Genomic DNA, 25,206 nt, shown 5'->3' with positions numbered 1-25,206 from the left:
GAACGTTTTCCTGATGAGACCGAGCCATGCACAACAACAATAAAGAGCTGACTTTAAGCGCCCCGCTCAGCGGCCCGGTGCTCACGCTCGCCAACGTTCCGGACGCGGTGTTCGCCAGCGGCGCGATGGGCGACGGCATTGCCATCGATCCGCTGAACGACACCCTGTATTCGCCCTGCGCCGGCGTGGTGATCCACGTCGCCCGCACCGGCCATGCGCTGACCGTGCGCGCCGACAACGGCGCCGAGCTGTTGCTGCACCTCGGTCTGGACACGGTGGAGTTGCAGGGTGAAGGCTTCTCGATGCTGGTCAAGGAAGGCGCGCGGGTCAGCAATGGCCAGCCGCTGCTGCGCTATGACCTGGACAAGGTCGGCCGCCAGTGCAAAAGCCTGGTCAGCCTGCTGATCCTGACCAACAGCCAGGATTTCCAGGCGCGCCCCATCACCCTGAAAACGGTGAAGGTCGGCGAGCCGCTGCTGCACATCATCGCTCGTCACAGCACAGCGGCGAATGCAGAAGAACTCGGCGGCCCGGAAGTTCTCGGTCACGTGCAGGTTGCCCATCGCGGCGGTCTGCATGCGCGCCCGGCGGCGTTGATCCGCCAGACCGCGCAAGGGTTCAAGAGCCAGTCCCAGCTGCATTTCGCCGGCAAGTCGGCATCGTGCAACAGCCTCATCGGCTTGATGGGCCTGGCGATTGGCGAGCAGGACGAAGTGCAGGTCAGTTGCCAGGGCCCGGACGCACAGGCTGCGCTGCAAGCCTTGCTCACTGCGCTGGCCACCGCACTGCCCGAAGACCATCACGCTGCCGCACCGGTTGCCGCCGCTCCACGCAATCGCTCGGCCGAGGCTGGCGTGTTGCACGGTGTGTGCGCCGCGCCGGGACTGGTGGGCGGGCCGCTGTTTCGTCTGAACGCGATCAGCCTGCCGGCCGACACCGGCAATCATCACCCCGAGCATCAACTACAGATTCTCGACACCGCGCTGAATCAGGTTCGCAGCGAAATCGACGGCACCCTCGTCCAGGCGAAAAAACAGCGCAATGCCGACGAAGAAGCGATCTTCGCCGCGCACCTGGCCTTGCTGGAAGACCCGGCCTTGCTCGACGCCGCCCAGCAATCGATTGAAACCGGCACGGCGGCGACCCACGCCTGGAGCCAGTCCATCGACGCGCAATGCCAAGTGCTGCAAAACACTGGCAGCCCGCTGCTGGCCGAGCGCGCCAACGATCTGCGTGACCTCAAGCAACGCGTGCTGCGTGCCCTGCTCGGTGAAGCCTGGCATTACGACGTACCGGCCGGCGCCATCGTCGCCGCCCACGAACTGACGCCGTCGGACCTGCTGCAACTGAGCGCGCAAGGCGTCGCCGGTTTGTGCATGGCCGAAGGTGGCGCGACTTCCCACGTGGCGATTCTGGCTCGGGGCAAAGGCCTGCCGTGCATGGTCGCACTGGGCTCGGCGCTGCTCGATCAAGCGCAAGGCCTGTCGGTGGTCCTCGACGCCGACGGCGGTCGCCTCGAGCTGACGCCGAATGCCGAGCGTCTGGCCGAAGTGCAGCAGGCGCAAATCGACCGTCAACAACGGCGCGACGCCCAGCAAGCCCAGGCCCATCTGCCGGCCGAAACCCGCAACGGCGTATCCATCGAAGTGGTCGCCAACGTCGCCTCCAGCCATGAAGCGGCCGATGCGTTTGCCAATGGCGCCGATGGCGTCGGCCTGTTGCGCACCGAATTTCTGTTCGTCGACCGCCAGACTGCGCCGGACGTCGAAGAGCAACGCGCTGCCTATCAAGCCGTGATTGATGCCATGGGCGACAAGTCGGTGATCATCCGCACCATCGACGTCGGTGGCGACAAGCAACTCGATTACCTGCCGCTGCCGGTGGAGGCCAACCCGGTGCTCGGCCTGCGCGGAATTCGCTTGGCCCAGGCCCGCCCGGAAATCCTCGATCAGCAACTGCGTGCGCTGCTGCAAGTCAGCCCGTTGCAGCGTTGCCGGATCCTGCTGCCGATGGTCACCGAGGTCGACGAACTGCTGCACATCCGCCAACGGATCGATGCGCTGTGTCTGGAACTGGGCATCAACCAACGTCCGGAAATCGGCGTGATGATCGAAGTCCCGGCCGCCGCGTTGCAGGCCGAGCAACTGGCCGAACACGCCGACTTCCTGTCCATCGGCACCAACGACCTGTCGCAATACACCCTGGCCATGGACCGCGACCACGCCGGCCTTGCCGCGCGGGTCGATGCCTTGCACCCGGCGCTGCTGCGCCTGATCGCCATGACCTGCGAAGGCGCGGCGGTGCATAAACGCTGGGTCGGCGTGTGCGGCGCCCTCGCCTCGGATCCGCTGGCGACGCCGGTGTTGATCGGCCTGGGCGTGACCGAACTGTCGGTGAGCCCGGTACAGATCGGCGAAATCAAGGACCGCGTGCGCCAGCTGCACGAAGCCGAATGCCAACGCCTCGCCCGGGACTTGCTCAAGCTGAGCAGCGCCGCCGCGGTGCGTCATGCCTGCCATCAACATTGGCCTCTGCGCTAACAAAAACAACAAGGACAAACGCCATGTACCAACTCTTCATCGAAGGCCTGCAACGCCTCGGCCGCGCGCTGATGCTGCCGATCGCGATCCTGCCGATCGCCGGCCTGCTGCTGCGCCTGGGCGACACTGACCTGCTGAACATCGCGATCATCCACGACGCCGGTCAGGTAATCTTCGCCAACCTCGCGATGATCTTCGCCATCGGCATCGCCGTCGGTTTTGCCCGTGACAACAACGGCACCGCCGGCCTCGCCGGGGTGATCGGTTATCTGGTGATGATCTCCACCCTCAAGGTGCTCGACGCCAGCATCAACATGGGCATGCTCGCCGGGATCGTCAGCGGCCTGATGGCCGGCGCGCTGTACAACCGCTTCAAGGACATCAAGCTGCCGGAGTACCTCGCCTTTTTCGGTGGCCGGCGTTTTGTGCCGATCGTCACCGGGTTCGCGGCGGTCGGTCTGGGCGTGGTGTTCGGCTACATCTGGCCGCCGATCCAGCACGGCATCAACAGCTTCGGCGCCTTGATGATGGAAAGCGGCAGCCTTGGCGCCTTCGTGTTTGGCGTGTTCAACCGCCTGCTGATCGTCACCGGCCTGCACCATATCCTCAACAACATGGCGTGGTTCGTGTTCGGCAACTTCACCGACCCGACCACCGGCGCTCTGGTCACTGGAGATCTGTCGCGCTACTTCGCCGGCGATCCCAAGGGCGGCCAGTTCATGACCGGCATGTTCCCGATGATGATCTTCGGCCTGCCGGCCGCGTGTCTGGCGATGTACCGCAACGCCCTGCCGGAACGCCGTAAGGTCATGGGCGGGATCTTCCTGTCGATGGCCCTGACCTCATTCTTGACCGGGGTGACCGAGCCCATCGAATTTGCCTTCATGTTTCTGGCGCCGCTGCTGTATCTGGTGCATGCGTTGCTGACCGGGTTGTCGATGGCGATCACCAATGCGCTGAACATTCATCTGGGCTTCACCTTCTCCGGTGGTTTCATCGACATGGTGCTGGGCTGGGGACGCTCCACCAACGGCTGGCTGGTGGTGCCGGTGGGACTGGTTTATGCCGTCATCTATTACGCGGTGTTCGACTTCTGTATCCGCCGTTTCAATCTGAAAACCCCGGGACGTGAAGACGTGGCCGCTGCCGAGAAATCCGTGCTGACAGAAAACGAGCGCGCCGCTGCGTACATCAAAGCCTTGGGAGGTGCCGAGAATCTGGTCACCGTCGGCGCGTGCACCACGCGGCTGCGACTGGAAATGGTCGATCGCAACAAAGCCTCCGATGCCGATTTGAAAGCACTGGGTGCAATGGCCGTGGTACGTCCGGGCAAGGGCGGCAGCCTGCAGGTGGTCGTCGGGCCGATGGCCGACAGCATTGCCGACGAAATCCGCCTGGCGATGCCCGCATTGGGCCGAGTCGTAGTGGCTGCTCCTGTCACAGTCGTCGAAACCAACGAGCCCGTTGCTATAGCCGCACCGCAAGCCCAGCAATGGCTGAGCGCCCTGGGCGGCAGCGACAACGTGCTGCAACTCGACTGCATCGCCATGAGCCGCATCCGCCTGCAACTGGCCGATGGCAAAGCGCTGTCGGAAAGCCGATTGAAAGAACTTGGATGTCTGGGTGTGAGCGCGCTGGAGGATGGCGTATGGCACTTGCTGGTAGGTGAGCGGGCGCAGAGTCTGAGTGCGGCGTTGGAGGGGTTGGTCAATCGGAGTGAGGTGAGTGCCAAGGTTTAGGGCGACCTCTGAATCGATGGGTGGGGGGATTCGATGCATCTTTGTACGGTCGCAGAATTCCCCTCACCCTAACCCTCTCCCGGAGGGAGAGGGGACTGACCGCGTTGTTTGGGAGAGGTACGCCGACGTGACATACCGAGGTGAACTCGGGTTATAAAATGCATGCAACTCGAATCGTGCTTCCTCTATTTCCTCTATTTCCTTTGCTTCCTTTGCTTCCTTTGCTTCCTCCCCTTCTTCTGCTCCTGCTCCTGCTCCTGCTTCAGCTTTCGCTCCCCACCACTCAACACGATGAGCGTTAGCTCGAGTAAGGCTTTTGACGTACCGGCCCCATCGGAAGGCTGAGTGGAGGGATTTATCCGGGGGTGGGAGCGCAGCGACCGTGCGGCGCAGCCGCATGCATCGAGAGGAGGTGCAGCGAAGCAAACCGTAGGCGATGCCCCCGGATGAATCCCGGAACGAAGGAACACCGAGCCTAGGCGAGGTGCCGAACGCAGGGGACCAGACCTTTGGTTACTTTGGGGCGTTTGCCAAAGTGACCCGCCGTAAGGGCGGAACCATAAGCCGCCGCACCCGAAGAAACGGATATTCACCCAACCCAAACCCCAAACAACAAAAAACCCGCTGAAATCACTCTCAGCGGATTTTCCATAACTGCGATCAGAAGATCAAAAATCCTCCAACCGCCAAACTTCATAAGCCGGTGTCTCGTAGGGATGGCTCAACTTAAGAGCCGCCACTACCGAGCGAATCAACTCATCGCAAACGACAAGCTCAACCTTCCACTCCTCGACCCGCTCGACCTGCCCAGCCTGACCAATGAACGGCTGACTCCCGTCCAGAGGCCGAAACTGACCAGAGCCAAGCACCTGCCAAGCACAGTGGTCATAGTCACCGATCCGCCCACCACCGGCAGCGAACACAGCGTCCTTGACCACCTCGACATGACTGTCAGGAACAAAAAACCCGAGCTTGTACACGACGCTTAGTTCACCCACACACGAGCATTACGGAACATACGCATCCAAGGTGCGTCTTCGTTCCAGTCTTCCGAACGCCACGAGTTCTGCACGGCACGGAACACACGCTCCGGGTGCGGCATCATGATCGTCACGCGACCGTCGCGGCTGGTGAGGCCGGTGATCCCGCGCGGCGAACCGTTCGGGTTGGCCGGGTAGGCTTCGGTGACCTTGCCGTGGTTGTCGACGAAACGCATCGCCACGCAACCCGACAGATCGGCTTCGAGCAGTGCCTCTTCGCTTTCGAATTCGGCATGGCCTTCACCGTGAGCGATGGCGATCGGCATGCGCGAACCGGCCATGCCCTGCAGGAAGATCGAGTTCGACTCCTGAACCTGAACCATCGCCACGCGCGCTTCGAACTGCTCGGAGCGGTTGCGCACGAAGTGCGGCCAGAACTCGCTGCCCGGGATCAGCTCGTGCAGGTTGGACATCATCTGGCAACCGTTGCACACGCCGAGGGTGAAGCTGTCGTTACGTTCGAAGAAGCCCTGGAACGCATCGCGGGCACGGCTGTTGAACAGTGCGGACTTGGCCCAGCCTTCACCGGCGCCGAGTACGTCGCCGTAGGAGAAACCACCGCAGGCCACCAGACCCTTGAACTCGTTCAGGTCGACACGGCCGGCCAGAATGTCGCTCATGTGCACGTCGATCGCGTTGAAACCGGCGCGGTCGAACGCAGCCGCCATTTCCACCTGACCGTTGACGCCCTGCTCACGCAGCACGGCAACCTGTGGGCGGATGCCTTTCTTGATGTAAGGCGCGGCGATGTCCTGGTTGACGTCGTAGCTCAGCTTGACGCTCAGGCCCGGGTTGTCTTCTTCCAGCAGCGCATCGAACTCTTGCTCGGCGCAGTCGGCGTTGTCGCGCAGACGCTGGATCTGGTAGCTGGTCTCGGCCCACTGACGTTGCAGCAGACGACGCTGGCCTTCGAACACGGTGTCACCGTTGAAGGTGATGTTGATCTGGCCATTGTTGATCGGCTGACCGATCACGGAGACGCAGTCGCCCAGACCAGCCGCGCTGAATTGGGCGAGGATGTCCGGGGTGGCGTCCTGGCGAACCTGGATCACGGCACCCAGTTCTTCGTTGAACAGGATGGCGGCGATTTCAGCGGAGCTTTCGGCAACGCTGTCCAGGTTCAGGCTCAGGCCACAGTGACCGGCAAAGGCCATTTCCACCACGGTGGTCAGCAGACCACCGTCGGAACGGTCGTGGTAAGCCAGCAGATGACCGTCGGCGTTGAGGCCCTGGATCACGGCGAATAACGCTTTCAGGTCTTCGGCGTCGTCGACGTCCGGAGCCTGCTTGCCGAGCTTGCCGTGAACCTGGGCGAGGATCGAGGCGCCCATACGGTTCTGACCGCGACCGAGGTCGATCAGGATCAGGTCGGTGGTGCCCTTGTCCATGCGCAGTTCCGGAGTCAGGGTCTGACGGATGTCAGCCACTGGCGCGAAACCGGTCACGATCAGGGACATCGGCGAGGTGACGGTCTTGTCTTCGCCGTTGTCGTTCCAGCGGGTGGCCATGGACATCGAGTCCTTGCCAACCGGAATGGTCAGGCCCAGCTCAGGGCACAGTTCCATGCCGACCGCTTTCACGGTGTCGTACAGACGCGCGTCTTCGCCCGGGTGGCCGGCAGCGGACATCCAGTTCGCCGACAGTTTGATGTCGGAGAGCTTGTTGATGCGCGAAGCGGCAATGTTGGTCAGGGTTTCGCCGATGGCCATGCGGCCCGACGCCGGAGCATCCAGCAGTGCCAGCGGAGTGCGCTCGCCCATCGCCATCGCTTCACCGGTGTAGACGTCGAAGCTGGTGGCGGTGACGGCCACGTCGGCCACTGGAACCTGCCAAGGGCCGACCATCTGGTCACGGGCCACGAGGCCGGTGATGGTGCGGTCGCCGATGGTGATCAGGAAGCTTTTGCTCGCCACGGCCGGGTGATGCAGAACGCGCTCGATGCTTTCGCCGATGTCGAGGTTCGACGGATCGAAGTCATCGCCCAGCTCGGCTTCGCGAACCACCGAACGGTGCATGCGCGGTGCCTTGCCCAGCAACACTTCCAGTGGCATGTCCACCGGGTTGTTGCCGAAGTGGCTGTCGGTCACGGTCAGTTGCGGCTCGGCGGTGGCTTCACCGACAACGGCGAACGGGCAACGCTCACGTTCGCAGATCGCCTTGAAGCGCTCGAAGTCGGCCGGGCCGACCGCCAGAACGTAACGTTCCTGGGATTCGTTGGACCAGATTTCGTGCGGGGCCATGCCCGGCTCGTCGTTTGGAATGTTGCGCAGTTCGAAACGGCCACCGCGGTCGCCGTCGTTGACCAGTTCCGGGAAGGCGTTGGACAGACCGCCCGCACCCACGTCGTGGATGAAGCTGATCGGGTTCTTGTCGCCCAGCTGCCAGCAACGGTCGATGACTTCCTGGCAGCGACGTTCCATTTCAGGGTTTTCACGCTGAACGGAAGCGAAGTCCAGATCCGCCGAGCTGGTGCCGGTGGCCATGGAGGAAGCAGCGCCGCCGCCCAGGCCGATCAACATCGCCGGGCCGCCGAGCACGATCAGCTTGGAGCCGACAACGATCTCGCCTTTCTTGACGTGTTCTTCACGGATGTTGCCCATGCCGCCAGCGAGCATGATCGGCTTGTGGTAACCGCGAACTTCATCACCGTGCGGGGTGGTGATCGATTGTTCGAAGGTACGGAAGTAACCGGTCAGGGCCGGACGGCCGAATTCGTTGTTGAACGCGGCGCCGCCCAGCGGGCCTTCGATCATGATGTCCAGCGCGTTGACGATGCGCTCAGGCTTGCCGTACGGCACTTCCCACGGCTGTTCGAAGCCCGGGATCTGCAGGTTCGACACGGTGAAACCGGTCAGGCCGGCTTTCGGTTTGGCGCCACGACCGGTTGCACCTTCGTCGCGGATCTCGCCACCGGAACCGGTGGACGCGCCCGGGAACGGAGCGATCGCGGTCGGGTGGTTGTGGGTTTCGACCTTCATCAGGATGTGCACCGGCTCCTGCACCGCGCCGTACTGGCGGGTTTCCGGATCCGGGAAGAAGCGGCCGGCGACGTTGCCGACGATCACCGAAGCGTTGTCCTTGTAAGCGGACAGCACGCCTTCGCTGTGCATCTGATAGGTGTTCTTGATCATGCCGAACAGGCTTTTTTCCTGGCTCTCGCCGTCAATATCCCAACTGGCGTTGAAGATCTTGTGGCGGCAGTGCTCGGAGTTGGCCTGGGCGAACATCATCAGTTCGATGTCATGCGGGTTGCGCTTGAGACCGTTGAAGGCGTTGACCAGGTAGTCGATCTCGTCTTCGGCCAGGGCCAGGCCCAATTCGACGTTGGCTTTTTCCAGCGCGGCGCGACCGCCGCCGAGGATGTCGATGGCGGTCAGCGGCTTCGGTTCGGCGTGGCTGAACAGACCGGCGGCCTGCTCGAGGTTGGCCAGAACGATCTGCGTCATGCGGTCATGCAGTACATCGGCAATCTGCTGCGCTTCGGTTTCGCTGAACTGACCGGCCACATAGAACGCGATACCGCGCTCCAGACGCTGGATCTTGCTCAGGCCGCAGTTGCGGGCGATGTCGCTGGCCTTGCTCGACCATGGCGAGATGGTGCCGAAACGTGGCAACACCAGGAACAGACGACCGGTCGGCTCTTGAACCGGAACGCTTGGACCGTACTTCAGAAGGCGCGCAAGCACCTGCTGTTCGTCGCCGGTCAGGACGCCGGTGACTTCGGCGAAGTGAGCGAATTCAGCATACAGGCCACTGACAGCTGGAACCTTCTGGCTCAGTTGCTCAAGGAGTTTGCTGTGGCGAAAGGCAGAAAGGGCAGGAGCGCCGCGCAGGATCAACATCTTCGGGACAGCCTCGGGAAGGGGTGTGCTTTGAGGCCGTGCATTCTAGCCTAAACCGCCCTCAACATCACCCGAAACGCTACGCACGGTTGCACCCGGATGTCGAGTGGTGTTCCTGCCTTGAGGGTCAAATTTATGGGGTGTTGCAAGGCGGGTTATTTTTTCTGTCACAAAATGCCTTTCGGGCCCGTTTCTGCGGGGTTTCGCGCGGTTTTGTGATGCCTAGCAGACAACCCCTCGACTGTCGAGATATGGCGCCCGTTGTCCTTTGCGTATACTGCGCACATGTTTTCCCCAACGGCTTTGCGTCCGCGATACGCCAAATGGCTGATCGCTACCGGACTCTTCCTGATGCTCAGTGGCTGTGTTGATAAACCCAACACACTCGAGCGCGTAAAGGAGGATGGCGTGCTGCGGGTGGTCACCCGAAACAGCCCCGCCACCTACTTTCAGGATCGCAGCGGTGAAACCGGCTTCGAATACGAGCTGGTGAAGCGCTTCGCCGACGATTTGGGGGTCGAGCTGAAGATCGAGACCGCCGACAACCTCGACGACCTGTTCAATCAGGTCGGCAAGCCGAACGGCCCGGTACTGGCGGCCGCCGGCCTGGTCAGCAGCGAACAGCGCAAGAAGCAGGTGCGCTTCTCCCGCTCCTACCTCGAAGTCACCCCGCAGATCATCTATCGCAACGGCCAGTCACGCCCCACCGACGCCGGCGATCTGGTGGGCAAGAAGATCATGGTGCTCAAGGGCAGCACCCACGCCGAACAACTGGCGGAGCTGAAACAGAAATATCCTGGCATTCAATACGAAGAGTCCGACGCCGTTGAAGTGGTCGACCTGCTGCGTATGGTCGATGAAGGTCAGATCGACCTGACCCTGGTCGATTCCAACGAAGTGGCGATGAACCAGGTGTACTTCACCAATATCCGCGTGGCCTTCGACCTCGGCGACGCGCGCAGCCAGAGCTGGGCCGTGGCGGCCGGCGAAGACAACAGCCTGCTAAACGAGATCAACAGTTATCTGGACAAGGTGCAGAAGAACGGCACCCTGCAACGTCTGAAAGACCGTTATTACGGCCACGTCGACGTCCTCGGCTACATGGGCGCCACCACCTTCGCCCAGCATTTGCAGCAGCGGCTGCCCAAATACGAACAGCACTTCAAGGCCTACGCCAAGAAAGAGAAAGTCGACTGGCGCCTGCTGGCGGCGATCGGTTATCAGGAATCGCTGTGGCAACCGGCGGTCACGTCGAAGACCGGCGTGCGCGGGCTGATGATGCTGACCCAGAACACCGCCCAGGCCATGGGCGTGTCCAACCGCCTCGATCCGAAGCAGAGCATCATGGGTGGCGCCAAGTACCTGGCCTACATGAAGGATCAGCTAGACGAATCGATCCAGGAACCGGATCGCACCTGGTTTGCTCTTGCGGCCTACAACGTCGGCAGCGGTCATCTGGATGACGCACGCAAACTGGCGGCCAAGGAAGGGTTGAACCCGGACAAGTGGCTGGATGTGAAAAAGATCCTGCCGCGCCTGTCGCAGAAGCAGTGGTACAGCAAGACCCGCTACGGCTACGCCCGGGGCGGCGAACCGGTGCATTTCGTGGCGAACATCCGTCGCTACTACGACATCCTCACCTGGGTGACCCAGCCGCAGCTTGAAGGCGATCAGGTGGCCGAGGGCAACCTGCATGTGCCGGGGATCGACAAATCGAAACCGGCTCAAGAGCCCGCCCCGTTGTAACAAACACCCCAAAACAAATGTGGGAGCGAGCCTGCTCGCGAAGGCGTCGTGTCAGCCGACATCATCGTTGACTGATACACCGCTTTCGCGAGCAGGCTCGCTCCCACAGCTTCTTTGTCGAGGCTTAGTGCTTGGCGGCGGCCAGGATCAGCGCTTTCATTTCAGAGACAGCAGACTTGAAGCCTACGAACAACGCGTGCGCCACCAGCGCGTGACCGATGTTCAGCTCGTTGATGCCCTTGATTGCGGCAACCGCCTCGACGTTGTGATAGTGCAGGCCATGGCCGGCATTGACGATCAGGCCCTGGGCCAGACCGAAGGCCACGCCGTCCGCGACACGCTTGAGTTCTTCAGCCACTTCGGCAGGCGTTTCGGCATCGGCGTAACGTCCGGTGTGCAGCTCGATGGCCGGTGCGCCGACGCGCTTCGACGCAGCGATCTGCCGCTCGTCGGCGTCGATGAACAGCGATACCTCGCTGCCGATCTTCGACAGACGCTCGACCGCCGCCCGGATCCGCTCCTCCTGCCCCGCCACATCCAGACCGCCTTCGGTGGTCAATTCCTGACGGGTTTCCGGCACAAGACAGATGTGCGCCGGACGAATACGCTCGGCGAACGCCATCATTTCTTCGGTGACGCCCATTTCGAAGTTCATGCGGGTTTGCAGCACGTCCTTGAGCAGCAGCACGTCGCGCTCCTGAATGTGCCGACGGTCTTCGCGCAGGTGCACGGTGATGCCGTCAGCGCCCGCCTCTTCCGCGTCCAGCGCTGCCTTGACCGGATCCGGATAGCGCGTGCCACGGGCCTGACGCAGGGTGGCGACGTGGTCGATGTTCACGCCAAGAAGAATGCGATTGCTGGTGGTCACGGATGCGCTCCTGAGTGGAAAGATTCGGCGCACAGCATACGGCGAGATCAGGGCTTGCGAAACAGCTCGCGACTGACGAGGGGACGACCGCCCAGATGCACGGCCAATGCCTGGCGCATCAAGCGCTTGGCGGCGGACAGCGCGCCCGGTGCCGACCAGTCGGCTTCGGCCATGGCCAGCAGTTCGGTGCCGTTGAACAGTCCGGGTTGCAGCAGGTAGACCCGTTCGAGCCCGGCATCCACCTGCAAACGGTATAGGCCATCCGCAGCGATGGGTTCGTCGTTGATGTCGGTGTTCAGGGAAAAGCCATAACCGAGGTCGTCGAGCAGCCGCCATTCGAAGGAGCGCAACAGCGGTTCCAGCGGCCGCCCCTCGGCCAATGCCAGCAACGTGGCAGCGTAATGATCGAACACCGCAGGATGCGGATCTTCGGCGGGCAACAGGCGGATCAACAGCTCATTGAGATACAGACCGCTGAACAGCGCCTCGCCGACCATCCACGTGGCGTTGCCGACACTCTCCATGCGCCCTACGTTCTTCAACTCACCCTTGCCGCGAAACTCCACTTCCAGCGGCACGAACGGCCGCGCCAATGTCCCGGCCTTGCCCCGCGCACTGCGCAACACCGCCCGCAGCCGACCTTGCGGCGTGAGGAAGTCCACCAATGCACTGGTTTCGCGGTAGGCGCGCGAATGCAGGACGTAGGCGGGTTGGGCGGGAGGCGGGCTTTGCGACATTGAGTTCTCGATGACGAAACGCAGTTTTACACACAAACCCAAAACTAATGTGGGAGCGGGCTTGCTCGCGAAAGCGGTGAGTCAGTCAAAATATATGTCGACTGATACGGCGCATTCGCGAGCAAGCCCGCTCCCACAGGGGGTTCTCTGGTGCAGCAGAAAACCGGTGTTACAGGTCGCCGTAACCCAGCGAACGCAGCGCACGCTCGTCATCGGACCAGCCGCCCTTCACCTTGACCCACAGGTTGAGCATGATCTTGGAGTCGAACAGCAGCTCCATGTCCTTGCGCGCCTCGGTGCCGATGCGCTTGATGCGCTCGCCCTTGTCGCCAATGATGATTTTCTTCTGGCCGTCGCGCTCGACGAGGATCAGCGCATGGATGTGCAGCGTCGCCCCCTGCTGCTTGAACTCTTCGATTTCCACAGTGATCTGGTACGGCAGCTCGGCGCCGAGCTGGCGCATGATTTTCTCGCGGACCAGTTCGGCAGCGAGGAAGCGGCTGCTGCGGTCGGTGATCTGGTCTTCCGGGAAGAAGTGATCGTTCTCCGGCAGATGGTCGGCGATGACCTTTTCCAGGGCGTCGAGGTTGTGCCCGTGTTGCGCCGAGATCGGAATGATCTGCGCGTTCGGCAGCTGTTCCTGCAACCACGAAAGGTGCGGCATCAGCTCGGCCTTGTCTTCGATGCGGTCGGTCTTGTTCAGTGCGACGATCAGCGGGCCGGTCACGTACTGCACGCGCTCGAGCACCATCTGGTCTTCTTCGGTCCACTTGGTGCGGTCGACCACGAAGATCACCACGTCGACGTCTTTCAACGCCGCCGAAGCGGTCTTGTTCATGTAGCGGTTCAGGGCTTTTTCGCCACCCTTGTGCATGCCGGGGGTGTCGACGTAGATCGCCTGCACATCGCCCTCGGTCTTGATCCCGAGCATGTTGTGGCGAGTGGTCTGCGGCTTGCGCGAGGTGATCGCCAGCTTCTGGCCGAGGATGTGGTTCAGCAGCGTGGACTTGCCCACGTTGGGACGGCCGACGATGGCAACATAGCCACAGCGCGTTGCGTTTGTATCAGTCATTGCCATTCTCCACACCCAGGGCAATCAGTGCTGCGGCGGCCGCTACCTGTTCGGCAATGCGACGGCTCACACCCTGACCCCGGCTTTTTTCATTCAATAGGACAACTTCGCACTCGACGAAGAAGGTACGGCAGTGCGGCTCGCCCTGGATATCCACCACTTCATAACGCGGCAATTCGCAGCCGCGCGATTGCAGGAATTCCTGCAGGCGGGTCTTGGGATCCTTGTTGGTGTCGACCAGCGTCAGGCCTTCGAACTCGCCGGCCAGCCAGGCCAGTACACGTTCGCGGGCGACTTCCATGCCGGCGTCGAGATAGATCGCACCGATCAGTGCTTCAAGGGCGTCGGCCAGAATCGACTCGCGACGGAAACCGCCGCTCTTCAACTCGCCAGAACCCAGACGCAGGTAATCGCCCAGATCGAAACCGCGGGCCAGCACCGCCAGCGTCTCACCTTTTACCAGCCGTGCGCGCAAACGCGACAACTGGCCTTCGCGCGCCAACGGGAAACGGTCGAACAAGGCTTCGCCGGCAACAAAATTGAGGATCGCATCGCCGAGGAATTCCAGACGCTCGTTATTGCGTCCGGCAAAGCTGCGGTGCGTAAGGGCCAGGACCATCAGTTCCTGGTCCTTGAAGGTGTAACCGAGCTGACGCTCGAGACGGCTTAAAGAAACGCTCACGGTTTACCCACGCTGAGTTCGTGGCTGGATTCCACTGCCATCGCCGGGATACGGCGCAGGCCTGGGACAATTAACGCTGTGTTCAAAAATGACGTCCTGAATATCGTGGCTTCATGCCCCGGAGCCGGTTGTGCCGACGCCAGAAATGCATTCGGCGCTGTGGTCAACAGCGCCGTGTTTGTTTACTTGATCAGGCCGACCCGCGAGAAGTTCGGCAGGTGGCTGAGTTTCGGTTCCGGCCAGCTCATCCAGACCGCGAAGGCCTTGCCGACGATGTTCTGGTCGGGAACCATGCCCAGCAGATCCTTGGGAATGTTCGGATCATCCCAGTAGCGACTGTCGTTCGAATTGTCGCGGTTGTCGCCCATCATGAAGTAGTGCCCGGCCGGCACGGTCCAGGTATGGTCCGGCGTGGCGCGGTAGCGGCTCATTTCCTTGCGGATCAGGTGCTCGGCGGCGCCGAGTTTTTCCTTGTAGAGTTCCGCGCTGCCCAGCGTACCCGGCTCGGAGCCGACCAGTTGCTCGGCAATCGACTCGCCGTTGACGAACAGGCGCTTGTCGGCGGTGTACCGCACGGTATCGCCCGGCAGACCGACTACACGCTTGATGTAGTTGACGTTGGGGTCGCTCGGGTAGCGGAACACCATCACATCGCCGCGCTGCGGGTCACCGACTTCGATGATCTTCTTGTCGATCACCGGCAAACGGATCCCGTAGGAAAACTTGTTCACCAGAATGAAGTCGCCGACGTCCAGGGTCGGTTTCATCGAGCCGGACGGAATCTGGAACGGTTCCACCAGGAACGAACGCAGCACCAGGACGATGAACAGCACCGGGAAGAACGACTTGCCGTACTCGACCAGCAGCGGTTCCTTGTTCAGCTTCTCGACCACCACCACGTCAGGCTGGCTGACGCTGCCCTGATAGGAGGCGATGGCGGCACGCCGACGCGGTGCCAGGATCAACAGATCGAGCAACGCCAACAGACCGCAGACGAACACGGCAATGACCAGCAACAGCGGGAAATTTAGTGACATAGGACCTGACTATTCCAACCTGAGCACGGCGAGGAAGGCTTCTTGTGGAATTTCCACGTTGCCGACCTGTTTCATGCGTTTCTTACCGGCCTTCTGCTTCTCAAGCAGTTTTTTCTTACGGCTGACGTCGCCGCCGTAGCACTTGGCCAATACGTTCTTTCTGAGTGCCTTGACGGTTGTCCGGGCGACGATCTGACCGCCAATGGCAGCCTGGATGGCCACGTCGAACATCTGACGAGGAATCAGTTCTTTCATCTTCTCGGTCAACTGGCGACCTTTGAAGTGCGAATTGTCACGGTGCACGATCAACGCCAGAGCGTCGACCTTGTCGCCGTTGATCAGCACGTCCAGTTTCACCAGATTAGCCGATTGGTAACGATCGAAATGGTAGTCCAGCGAAGCATAGCCGCGGCTGGTGGATTTCAGACGATCGAAGAAGTCCAGGACCACTTCGTTCATCGGAAGGTCGTAGGTCACTTGCACCTGATTGCCGAGGAACAGCATGTCGACCTGCACACCGCGTTTCTCGATGCACAGAGTGATGACGTTACCCAGATGCTCCTGCGGTACCAGGATGTTGGCGCGCACGATCGGCTCGCGCATGTCTTCGATCGACGAGACGTCCGGCAGCTTCGACGGGTTGTCGACGTAAATCGTTTCACCGGTTTTCAGCACCAGTTCGAAGATTACCGTCGGCGCCGTGGTGATCAGGTCCAGGTCGTATTCGCGCTCCAGGCGCTCCTGGATGATTTCCATGTGCAGCATGCCGAGGAAGCCGCAACGGAAGCCGAAGCCCAGTGCGTCGGAGCTTTCCGGGGTGTATTGCAGCGACGAGTCGTTCAGGGTCAGTTTCTGCAGCGCTTCGCGAAAGTCCTCGAAGTCGTCGGAACTGACCGGGAACAGACCGGCGTAAACCTGCGGCTGGATGCGTTTGAAACCTGGCAGCACCGGAACGTCCGGGGTGGAGCTCAGGGTCAGGGTGTCACCGACCGGTGCACCGTGAATGTCCTTGATGCTGGCGATGATGAAGCCCACTTCGCCGGCCTTCAGGTCAGCGGTGGCGGTGTGTTTCGGGTTGAACACACCCACGCTGTCGACCAGATGCACCTTGCCGGTGGACTTGACGAGGATCTTGTCGCCCTTCTTCACGCGGCCATGACGCACGCGCACCAGGGAGACAACGCCCAGGTAGTTGTCGAACCAGGAGTCGATGATCAACGCTTGCAGCGGATCTTCGATGTTGCCGGTCGGCGCAGGAATGGTGGCGACCAGACGCTCGAGCACTTCGTCGACACCCAGGCCGGTCTTGGCGCTGCAGGTGACGGCGTCGGTGGCGTCGATGCCGATGATCTTCTCGATCTCGTCCTTGACGCGATCGGGCTCGGCCTGTGGAAGGTCGATCTTGTTCAGGACCGGCATGACCTCGAGGCCCTGCTCGATGGCGGTGTAGCAGTTGGCCACGGACTGGGCTTCAACGCCCTGCCCCGCATCGACCACCAGCAACGCACCTTCACAGGCCGCCAGGGAACGGCTGACTTCGTAGGTGAAGTCGACGTGGCCCGGGGTGTCAATGAAGTTCAGCTGGTAGGTGACGCCGTCTTTGGCCTTGTAATAGAGGGTAACGCTGTGGGCCTTGATGGTGATCCCGCGTTCGCGCTCCAGATCCATGGAATCCAGTACCTGGGCTTCCATTTCACGCTCGGCCAGGCCACCGCACATCTGGATGAAACGGTCAGCCAGCGTCGACTTGCCATGGTCAATGTGGGCGATGATGGAGAAATTGCGGATATGACTCAAATCACTCACGGATCAACACTCAAAAAGGCTGCAGGCTTGGCCCGCCGAAAAATAGCCGGGAATTGTACCTGATACACGGCGCAAGCGTCACGTTCGCCTGTCACCCGGATTGCATGCAAAAACGCCCCGGTCTGTCGACCGAGGCGTTTTCAAGGCTAAAGCGTGGGTGAAACCTTGTTCATCAACCGGCTCGGCGCAACAGCCAGACACCTGCCAGCGCACACACGCCAGCCGGCACCAGCACCGCGAACAGCGGCGAGAAGCCGAACACCAGACTGGATGGGCCCAGCAGATCCTGAACGATGCGGAAGGTGAAGCCCACCAACACACCGGTGAACACCCGCTGACCGAGAGTCACCGAACGCAGCGGACCGAAGATGAAGGAGATCGCCATCAGCACCAGCGCGGCGGTCACCAGCGGCTGCAACACCTTGACCCAAAATGCCAGCCAGTAACGACCGTTGCTCAGGCCCTGATCGGCCAGATAGTGAATGTAACCCCACAGGCCAGTGATCGACAGCGACTCCGGCGCCATCACCACGGTGCTCAGCAGTTGCGGGCTCAGGGAGACATCCCAGCGCTCGACCGGCGTATTGACCACTTCGGTGCTGCGCTCGTGGAATTTGGTGGTGGTCACGTCGGTGAGCTGCCAGTGATCGGTGTCGAACTCGGCGCGCTTGGCGAAGCTCGAGCTCAGCAGATGGCGCTCCTTGTCGAAGTGATAGCGGGTCACGCCGTACAGACGACCGTTGGGTTGCACGGAGTTGATGTGAATGAACTCCTCGCCCTGACGGTGCCACATGCCATGCTTGGCGCTTTGCGCGTCGCCGCTGCCTTGCGCCAGCGAGCGGTTGGCCTGAGCCATGCTTTCGGTGGCCGGTGCCACGTACTCGCCGATCAGCACGCCGGCCAGCATCAGCACCAGCATTGGCTTCATCACCGCCCAGACGATGCGCCCGATGGACACACCGGCGGCGCGCATCACGGTCAGCTCACTGCTGCTCGCCAGACTGCCGAGGCCGATCAGGCAGCCGATCAGCGCCGCCATCGGCAGCATGTCGTAGAGCCGACGCGGCGCGGTCAGGAGCACAAAGCTCAGGACATCGACCAGGGTGTAGGTGTCACTGACATCGCCCATCTCGTCGATGAAGGCGAACAAGGTGGCCAGGCCGAGAATGATCGCCAGCACTGCGATGATCGCCATGAACACGCTGCTGCCGATGTAGCGGTCGAGTTTAACCACGGGCCACCTCCAGCGCTGCGCTGCGACGGCTGGCCAGCTTCAGGCGCAGAGGTTCCCAGTACAGCAGGCCGAGACCGATGACCAGGAAGATCGCGTGCACCCACCACAAGCCGAGCGCAGGTGGAATCTTGCCTTTCTCGAGGGCGCCGCGGGCGGCAATCAGGATGGTCAGGTAAGCCATATAAAGAAGAATCGCCGGCAGCAGCTTGAGGAAACGCCCCTGACGCGGGTTGACCCGCGACAGCGGCACCGCCATCAGGGTCACGATGAATACCAGCAACGGCAGCGACAGGCGCCATTGCAGTTCGGTTTTCGAGCGGATGTCGTCACTGCCCAGCAAAGACGAGGTCGGCATGGCGTCACGGTCGGTGACTTCCTCGCTGACATCCGGCTTGGGCAGCAGCACGCCGTAGGTTTCGTAGTGAATGGCGCGATAGTTGGCCTGCCCCGGGCTGCCGTCGTAGCGGTAGCCGTTGTCGAGAATCAGGTAGCGGTTGCCGTCGGGACGCACTTCCTGACGGCCCTTTTCCGCCACCAGCACGGAAATCCCGCGATCTTTCTGGTTGGCGCCGAGGTTCTTCTGCGAGATGAACACGCTGCCAAGGTTGACCCGATCGTCGCTCAGGGTTTCGGTGTAGGTCACCCGCGTGCCGTCACGCAGGGCCTGGAAGCGGCCGGGCTCGAGGGTGTCGAATTCGGTCAGGGCGTCCTGTTTGTTCAGCAGCAGCTGGAACTGGTTGGCGCCTTGCGGGGCCAGGCTCAGGCTCAGCCAAGCCACCACCAGTGCCACCAGGGTGGCCGGGAACAGGGTCATGCGAAACAGACGCTGCTGGCTCATGCCGGTGGCCGAGAGCACGGTCATCTCGCTTTCCAGGTACAACCGGCCGTACGCCAGCAGGATCCCGAGAAACAGGCCCAGTGGCAGGATCAGTTGCAGGAAGCCCGGCAGACGGAAGCCCATGATCAGGAACAGTGATCCCGGATCGAGCTGGCCCGCAGCGGCCTGGGCAAGGTATTTGATGAAGCGACCGCTCATGATGATGACCAGCAGCACGGCGCTTACCGCACTCAGGGTCAACAGGACTTCGCGGGACAGATAACGGAAGACGATCAAACCAGACACTCCAGGGTTGTCAGGCTAAGGCGGCCAAACAAGCAAACGTATCGACGGGCCCGCAAGGCAGAGCCGTCGAAAAAAGATGCGGCATTATCCTGTGATTGAGGGCGCCTGTCACTGCGCACACTCACGCAAGCATGCAATCCGTTGAAGATCGTACAACCGAGGGTTGTCAGGCGCGGTGAGCGAGGTTCAAACTGCCGCCTCTGTCGCAGGCACTGGCCTGCGCCTCTTCTCTCTATAAGCAGGCGACGGCGGACACGTCGAACGCCTGCGTGTTGACCATTCATTCAGGGATCCGGACATGGAACTGGTTGTAAAAAGCGTTAGCCCAGAAACGTTGAAAACCGCCACCCTGGTGGTTGCCGTCGGCGAAGGCCGCAAACTCGGCGTTGCCGCCAAACAGGTCGACGAATTGAGCGGCGGCGCCATCAGCGCCGTGCTCAAGCGTGGCGACCTGGCCGGCAAGGTCGGCCAGAGCCTGTTGCTGCACAGCCTGCCGAACCTGAAAGCCGAACGCGTGCTGCTGGTCGGCGTGGGCAAGGATGAAGAACTGGGCGACCGTCCGTTCCGCAAGATCGTTGCCGGCATCCTCAACTCGCTTAAAGGCCTGGGTGGCAGCGACGCCGTGCTGGCACTCGATGAAATCATCGTCAAGAACCGCGACAGCTACGGCAAGACCCGTCTGCTGGCCGAAACCCTGGTCGATGGCGAATACACCTTTGACCAGTTCAAGAGCCAGAGAGCCGAACCGCGCGCCCTGAAGAAAATCACCCTGCTGACCATCAAGGCCGCTCAGGCCGAAGTGCAACGCGCCGTGAACCACGCCACCGCAATCGCCAACGGCATGGCGTTCACCCGTAACCTGGGCAACCTGCCACCGAACATCTGCCACCCGACGTTCCTCGGCGAGCAAGCCAAGAATCTGGGCAAAGAGTTCAAGGATCTGAAAGTCGAAGTCCTCGACGAGAAGAAGATCAAATCACTGGGCATGGGTTCGTTCTACGCCGTCGGCCAGGGCAGCGCCCAGCCGCCGCGCCTGATCGTCATGCAATACAACGGCGGCAAGAAATCCGAGAAGCCGTACGCGCTGGTCGGTAAAGGCATCACCTTCGACACCGGCGGCATCAGCCTGAAGCCGGGCGCCGGCATGGACGAGATGAAGTACGACATGGGCGGCGCCGCTAGCGTGTTCGGTACCCTGCGCGCCGTGCTGGAACTGAAACTGCCGATCAACCTGGTGTGCATCCTGGCTTGCGCCGAGAACATGCCGAGCGGCACCGCTTCGCGTCCGGGCGACATCGTCACCACCATGAGCGGCCAGACCGTGGAAATCCTCAACACCGACGCCGAAGGTCGTCTGGTGCTGTGTGACGCCCTGACCTACTCCGAGCGCTTCAAGCCGCAAGCGGTGATCGACATCGCCACCCTGACCGGTGCCTGCGTCGTTGCGCTGGGCGCTCACACGTCGGGCCTGCTGGGCAACAACGACGAACTGATCGAGCAACTGCTGAGCGCCGGCAAGGCTGCCGATGACCGCGCCTGGCAACTGCCGCTGTTCGATGAGTACCAGGAGCAACTGGACAGCCCGTTCGCCGACATCGCCAACATCGGCGGTCCGAAGGCCGGCACCATCACCGCCGCGTGCTTCCTGTCGCGCTTCACCAAGAACCTGAACTGGGCGCACCTGGACATCGCCGGCACCGCCTGGACCAGCGGCGGCAAGGACAAGGGCGCCACTGGCCGTCCGGTTCCGTTGCTGACTCAATACCTGCTGGATCGCGCCAAAGCCTGAAACCGATGAACCTGGGCGGCGCTGCCTTCGGGCGGCGCCGTTCAAGGCTCAGGAACCGCAATGACCAAAGTCGACTTTTATATCCTGCCCAGTGCCGATCCTTCGGCGCGTCTGGATTTTGCCTGCAAGCTCACTGACAAGGCTTGGCGCATGGGCCATCGCATCTACCTGCATTGCAGCGATGCCGCCCAGCGTGATGATCTCGATGCGCGACTGTGGGCGTTCAAGGGCGAAACCTTCGTGCCTCACGGCCCGGCTGAGAGCGAACCGGAAGGACTGATCGTGTTGGGACTGGGCGATGACTGCGGCCAGCACGCAGACTTGCTGGTCAACCTCGACCTGAAAGTCCCGGTTTTCGCCAACAAATTCGCCCGGGTGGCGGAGGTTGTGGTGGAAGATCCGGCGATTCGCACTGCGGCGCGGGAGAGTTTCCGTTTCTACCGCGAACAGGGCTATCCTCTGCAAGACCACCGTTTACAGCGACTCTGAGTACGCCGATGGACACTCCAAAACCGCTGCAAAAACCCGCGCATCTGCTGGATGACCTTGAGTCCATCCGCCAGTTGCTCGGCGATGACAACCTGCAACCGCCGCTCTTGACCGACACGGTCGATGATGGCGAACAGGAACAGATTCCGATGTTGTTCGATTCGGTCGACAACACGCCGCACGCCGTCGAAGCTGCACCCGCGCCGACGCCACCCCCGCAACCTGCCGCTGCACCTGTGGATAAAGGTCCCGACGCTATCCTGCACCTGGACAGCGAACTGCGCGCTGCTGCGCAATTGATCATGCAGGACGTGATCGACGATTTCGCGCCGCACATCGAAACCGAAATCAAACGTCGCCTCGAGGCGCGGATGGAACGGCTTCTCGGCCAGTACGAATAATTCCCTGATCTCCTGTGGGAGCTGCCCTGCCAGCGATAGCATCACCGCGCTTTTCCTGAAAAACCGCGGCGCCTGCATCGCTGGCAAGCCAGCTCCCACATTTAAGCCTCCACCCGGCCCGCCCCGCTCGCCCTGCGCCCCTTGCCCCGCTATACTTCCCGGCTTTTCCTGAATAAATGCCAATAGGGTCCCGCCGCGCATGGATAAGACCTACCAGCCGCACGCCATTGAAACTTCCTGGTACAACACCTGGGAGTCCGAGAACTACTTCGCCCCGCAAGGCGCGGGCGACTCCTACACCATCATGATCCCGCCGCCGAACGTCACCGGCAGCCTGCACATGGGTCACGGTTTCAACAACGCGATCATGGACGCCCTGATCCGTTTCCGCCGCATGCAGGGTCGCAACACCCTGTGGCAGCCGGGCACCGACCACGCCGGTATCGCCACGCAGATGCTGGTGGAGCGTCAACTCGAAGCCCAGGGCCAGAATCGCCACGATCTGGGCCGCGAAAAATTCCTCGAGAAAGTCTGGGAGTGGAAGGATCAGTCCGGCGGCAACATCAGCCGTCAGATCCGCCGTCTCGGCTCGTCCGTGGACTGGAGCCGCGAGCGCTTCACCATGGACGACGGCCTCTCGGAAGCCGTTAAGGAAGCCTTCGTGCGCCTGCACGAAGACGGTCTGATCTATCGCGGCAAGCGTCTGGTCAACTGGGACACCAAACTGCACACGGCGATTTCCGACCTCGAAGTGGAAAACCACGACGAGAAAGGTTTCCTGTGGAATCTGAAATACCCGCTGGCCGACGGCGCGAAAACCGCTGAAGGCAACGATTTCCTGATTGTCGCGACCACCCGTCCGGAAACCATGCTCGGCGACTCCGCCGTCGCGGTGAACCCGAACGATGAGCGCTACAAAGCCCTGATCGGCAAATTTGTCGAGCTGCCGCTGGTCGGCCGCCGCATTCCGATCATCGCCGACGATTACTGCGATCCTGAATTCGGCACCGGCTGCGTGAAAATCACCCCGGCCCACGATTTCAACGACTACGAAGTCGGCAAGCGCCACAACCTGCCGCTGCTGAACATCTTCGACAAGAACGCCAACGTGCTGCCGGCAGCGCAGGTGTTCAACCTCGACGGCACGCTGAACGACAGCATCGACGGCAAGATTCCGGCCGAGTACGCCGGTCTCGAGCGTTTCGAAGCGCGCAAGCAGATCGTGGCTGCGTTCGACGCCGCCGGCCTGCTGGTCAGCGTCGACGACCACAACCTGAAAGTGCCGAAAGGCGACCGCTCCGGCACCGTCATCGAGCCGTGGCTGACCGACCAGTGGTACGTGTCCACCAAGCCGCTGGCCGAGCCTGCGATTGCTGCCGTTGAAGACGGCCGTATCCAGTTCGTGCCGAAGCAGTACGAAAACATGTACTTCTCGTGGATGCGCGACATCCAGGACTGGTGCATCAGCCGTCAGCTGTGGTGGGGCCACCGGATTCCGGCCTGGTACGACGAGTCGGGCAAGGTTTACGTCGGTCGCGACGAAGCCGAAGTACGTGCCAAGCACAACCTCGGCCCGGACGTTGCGCTGCAACAGGACAACGACGTTCTCGACACCTGGTTCAGTTCGGGCCTGTGGACCTTCTCCACCCTGGGCTGGCCGGAAAAGACCGAGTTCCTGAAGAAATTCCACTCCACCGACGTGCTGGTCACCGGTTTCGACATCATTTTCTTCTGGGTTGCCCGGATGATCATGCTGACGATGCACCTGATCAAGAACGAGGACGGCACGCCGCAGGTTCCGTTCAAGACCGTTTACGTGCACGGTCTGGTGCGTGATGGCCAGGGCCAGAAGATGTCCAAGTCCAAGGGCAACGTCCTGGACCCGCTGGACATCATCGACGGTATCGAGCTCGAAACCCTGGTGCAGAAACGCACTTCCGGTCTGATGCAGCCGAAACTGGCGAAGAAGATCGAGAAGCAGACCCGCGACGAGTTCGCCGACGGCATCGCCAGCTACGGCACCGACGCCCTGCGCTTCACCTTCTGCTCGCTGGCCTCGACCGGTCGCGACATCAAGTTCGACATGGGCCGCGTCGAAGGCTATCGCAACTTCTGCAACAAAATCTGGAACGCCGCGCGTTATGTTCTGGACAAGGGCGAAGACTGCGGCCAGAACGGCGAAGCCTACGAGCTGTCGCTGGCGGATCGCTGGATCATCTCGCAACTGCAACGCACCGAAGCCGAAGTGACCCGTCAACTGGATCAGTTCCGTTTCGACCTGGCGGCGCAAGCCTTGTACGAGTTCATCTGGAACCAGTACTGCGACTGGTACCTGGAACTGTCCAAGCCAGTGCTGTGGGACGAAAACGCGCCGGTCGAGCGTCAGCGCGGTACCCGCCGCACGCTTGTTCGGGTACTGGAAGTGGCGCTGCGTCTGGCGCATCCGTTCATGCCGTTCATCACTGAAGAAATCTGGCAGCGCATCGCGCCGCTGGCCGGCATTCAGGGCAAGACGATCATGCTGCAACCTTGGCCGGTGGCCAACGAAGAGCGCATCGATCCGGCGGCCGAAGACGACATCGAATGGCTCAAGGGCCTGATGCTCGGCACGCGTAACATCCGTGGCGAAATGAACATCGGCCCGGGCAAACCGCTGCCGATCTACCTGAAAAACGTCAGCGCTGAAGACCAGCGTCGCCTGACCGAGAACGAAGCGCTGCTGAAGAAGCTGGCGCGTCTGGAATCGATCACCGTTCTCGCCGCTGGCGAAGAAGCACCGTTGTCCGCCACCGCGCTGGTCGGCGAGATGGAAGTGCTGGTGCCGATGGCCGGTCTGATCGACAAGGGCGCCGAGCTGGCGCGCCTGGACAAGGAAATCCTGCGTCTGCAGGGCGAAGTCAAGCGGGTTGGCGGCAAGCTGTCCAATGCCGGTTTCGTTGACAAGGCCCCGGCCGAAGTCATCGAGAAGGAGCGCGCCAAACTGGCCGAGGCTGAACAGGCCTTGGGCAAACTGGCCGAGCAGCACGCGCGGATTGCCAGCCTGTAACGGCGTATCGCACTG

Annotated in this window: 17 protein-coding genes; 7 read left to right on the top strand and 10 right to left on the bottom strand. The window is 61.7% G+C overall.

Translation table 11 applies throughout. The features are described from left to right. Window positions 1–26: 26 nt before the first annotated feature. Together ptsP and nagE are read left to right on the top strand one after the other, a co-directional pair. Window positions 27–2,540, top strand: a complete 2,514-nt coding sequence (gene ptsP, locus PDR5_RS05105) for a phosphoenolpyruvate--protein phosphotransferase (protein ID WP_064593598.1) — start codon at window positions 27–29, stop codon at window positions 2,538–2,540. 23 nt (window positions 2,541–2,563) lie between these two features. Then, window positions 2,564–4,279 carry an N-acetylglucosamine-specific PTS transporter subunit IIBC gene (gene nagE / locus PDR5_RS05100; RefSeq protein WP_064593595.1) on the top strand — a complete coding sequence of 572 codons (1,716 nt, stop codon included), beginning with the start codon at window positions 2,564–2,566 and terminating at the stop codon, window positions 4,277–4,279. Window positions 4,280–4,947: 668 nt separating this feature from the next. Here the strand turns inward: nagE and PDR5_RS05095 are convergent. Together PDR5_RS05095 and purL are read right to left on the bottom strand one after the other, a co-directional pair. Then, on the bottom strand, window positions 4,948–5,259 hold the full coding sequence (locus PDR5_RS05095) for a Nif3-like dinuclear metal center hexameric protein (protein ID WP_064593592.1): 312 nt from the start codon (window positions 5,257–5,259) through the stop codon (window positions 4,948–4,950). Between the two features lie 5 nt (window positions 5,260–5,264). Further along, window positions 5,265–9,161 carry a phosphoribosylformylglycinamidine synthase gene (purL, locus tag PDR5_RS05090; protein ID WP_064593589.1) on the bottom strand — a complete coding sequence of 1,299 codons (3,897 nt, stop codon included), beginning with the start codon at window positions 9,159–9,161 and terminating at the stop codon, window positions 5,265–5,267. Window positions 9,162–9,446: 285 nt separating this feature from the next. Here purL and mltF point away from each other — a divergent pair, with 285 nt between their 5' ends. Beyond that, complete coding sequence (gene mltF / locus PDR5_RS05085; protein ID WP_011332593.1) at window positions 9,447–10,907, top strand: membrane-bound lytic murein transglycosylase MltF; 1,461 nt, start codon at window positions 9,447–9,449, stop codon at window positions 10,905–10,907. A gap of 124 nt (window positions 10,908–11,031) precedes the next feature. On the opposite strand, the gene pdxJ is transcribed toward mltF, so the two are convergent. The 8 genes from pdxJ to lptF all read right to left on the bottom strand — a co-directional run bounded on the left by pdxJ (window position 11,032) and on the right by lptF (window position 19,457). Further along, window positions 11,032–11,775 carry a pyridoxine 5'-phosphate synthase gene (pdxJ, locus tag PDR5_RS05080; protein WP_064593587.1) on the bottom strand — a complete coding sequence of 248 codons (744 nt, stop codon included), beginning with the start codon at window positions 11,773–11,775 and terminating at the stop codon, window positions 11,032–11,034. A gap of 47 nt (window positions 11,776–11,822) precedes the next feature. Continuing rightward, window positions 11,823–12,512: a DNA repair protein RecO gene (recO, locus tag PDR5_RS05075; protein ID WP_039769514.1), complete on the bottom strand. Its 690-nt coding sequence runs from the start codon at window positions 12,510–12,512 to the stop codon at window positions 11,823–11,825. A 169-nt stretch (window positions 12,513–12,681) separates the two neighbouring features. Next, complete coding sequence (gene era, locus PDR5_RS05070) at window positions 12,682–13,584, bottom strand: GTPase Era (RefSeq protein WP_039769512.1); 903 nt, start codon at window positions 13,582–13,584, stop codon at window positions 12,682–12,684. Next, window positions 13,577–14,266, bottom strand: coding sequence for a ribonuclease III (gene rnc / locus PDR5_RS05065; protein WP_011332589.1), 690 nt, complete (start codon window positions 14,264–14,266; stop codon window positions 13,577–13,579). The genes era and rnc overlap by 8 nt, the downstream gene beginning before the upstream one ends. 182 nt (window positions 14,267–14,448) lie before the next feature. Beyond that, the gene (gene lepB, locus PDR5_RS05060) at window positions 14,449–15,303 is read right to left on the bottom strand and encodes a signal peptidase I (RefSeq protein WP_064382430.1); all 855 of its coding nucleotides are present in this window, start codon (window positions 15,301–15,303) and stop codon (window positions 14,449–14,451) included. 9 nt (window positions 15,304–15,312) lie between these two features. Then, window positions 15,313–17,109 carry a translation elongation factor 4 gene (gene lepA, locus PDR5_RS05055; RefSeq protein WP_039769508.1) on the bottom strand — a complete coding sequence of 599 codons (1,797 nt, stop codon included), beginning with the start codon at window positions 17,107–17,109 and terminating at the stop codon, window positions 15,313–15,315. Window positions 17,110–17,281: 172 nt separating this feature from the next. Next, window positions 17,282–18,343 carry an LPS export ABC transporter permease LptG gene (gene lptG / locus PDR5_RS05050; RefSeq protein WP_039769506.1) on the bottom strand — a complete coding sequence of 354 codons (1,062 nt, stop codon included), beginning with the start codon at window positions 18,341–18,343 and terminating at the stop codon, window positions 17,282–17,284. Beyond that, a complete protein-coding gene (gene lptF, locus PDR5_RS05045) occupies window positions 18,336–19,457 on the bottom strand; it encodes an LPS export ABC transporter permease LptF (protein WP_064593584.1) in 1,122 nt (373 codons plus the stop codon). The genes lptG and lptF overlap by 8 nt, the downstream gene beginning before the upstream one ends. Window positions 19,458–19,764: 307 nt before the next feature. Here lptF and PDR5_RS05040 point away from each other — a divergent pair, with 307 nt between their 5' ends. From PDR5_RS05040 to PDR5_RS05025, 4 genes are all read left to right on the top strand, one after another. Continuing rightward, entirely contained in the window at window positions 19,765–21,255 is a 1,491-nt protein-coding gene (locus PDR5_RS05040) for a leucyl aminopeptidase (RefSeq protein ID WP_064593581.1), read from the top strand. Between the two features lie 60 nt (window positions 21,256–21,315). Continuing rightward, complete coding sequence (locus PDR5_RS05035; RefSeq protein WP_064593578.1) at window positions 21,316–21,744, top strand: DNA polymerase III subunit chi; 429 nt, start codon at window positions 21,316–21,318, stop codon at window positions 21,742–21,744. Window positions 21,745–21,752: 8 nt separating this feature from the next. Continuing rightward, entirely contained in the window at window positions 21,753–22,145 is a 393-nt protein-coding gene (locus PDR5_RS05030) for a hypothetical protein (RefSeq protein WP_064593575.1), read from the top strand. A 199-nt stretch (window positions 22,146–22,344) separates the two neighbouring features. After that, window positions 22,345–25,191 carry a valine--tRNA ligase gene (locus tag PDR5_RS05025; RefSeq protein WP_064593572.1) on the top strand — a complete coding sequence of 949 codons (2,847 nt, stop codon included), beginning with the start codon at window positions 22,345–22,347 and terminating at the stop codon, window positions 25,189–25,191. Window positions 25,192–25,206: the final 15 nt, after the last annotated feature.

The organism is Pseudomonas sp. DR 5-09 (assembly GCF_001655595.1).
Taxonomy (GTDB): Bacteria; Pseudomonadota; Gammaproteobacteria; order Pseudomonadales; family Pseudomonadaceae; genus Aquipseudomonas; species Aquipseudomonas pharyngis.
This window is presented reverse-complemented; position numbering and strand designations above follow the sequence as displayed.

Coding starts and splice junctions, on each gene's coding strand:
- ptsP (WP_064593598.1), top strand. CDS start 27: ATGCACAACAACAATAAAGAGCTGACTTTAAGCGCCCCGCTCAGCGGC.
- nagE (WP_064593595.1), top strand. CDS start 2,564: ATGTACCAACTCTTCATCGAAGGCCTGCAACGCCTCGGCCGCGCGCTG.
- purL (WP_064593589.1), bottom strand. CDS start 9,161: ATGTTGATCCTGCGCGGCGCTCCTGCCCTTTCTGCCTTTCGCCACAGC.
- mltF (WP_011332593.1), top strand. CDS start 9,447: ATGTTTTCCCCAACGGCTTTGCGTCCGCGATACGCCAAATGGCTGATC.
- recO (WP_039769514.1), bottom strand. CDS start 12,512: ATGTCGCAAAGCCCGCCTCCCGCCCAACCCGCCTACGTCCTGCATTCG.
- era (WP_039769512.1), bottom strand. CDS start 13,584: ATGACTGATACAAACGCAACGCGCTGTGGCTATGTTGCCATCGTCGGC.
- lepB (WP_064382430.1), bottom strand. CDS start 15,303: ATGTCACTAAATTTCCCGCTGTTGCTGGTCATTGCCGTGTTCGTCTGC.
- PDR5_RS05040 (WP_064593581.1), top strand. CDS start 19,765: ATGGAACTGGTTGTAAAAAGCGTTAGCCCAGAAACGTTGAAAACCGCC.
- PDR5_RS05035 (WP_064593578.1), top strand. CDS start 21,316: ATGACCAAAGTCGACTTTTATATCCTGCCCAGTGCCGATCCTTCGGCG.
- PDR5_RS05030 (WP_064593575.1), top strand. CDS start 21,753: ATGGACACTCCAAAACCGCTGCAAAAACCCGCGCATCTGCTGGATGAC.
- PDR5_RS05025 (WP_064593572.1), top strand. CDS start 22,345: ATGGATAAGACCTACCAGCCGCACGCCATTGAAACTTCCTGGTACAAC.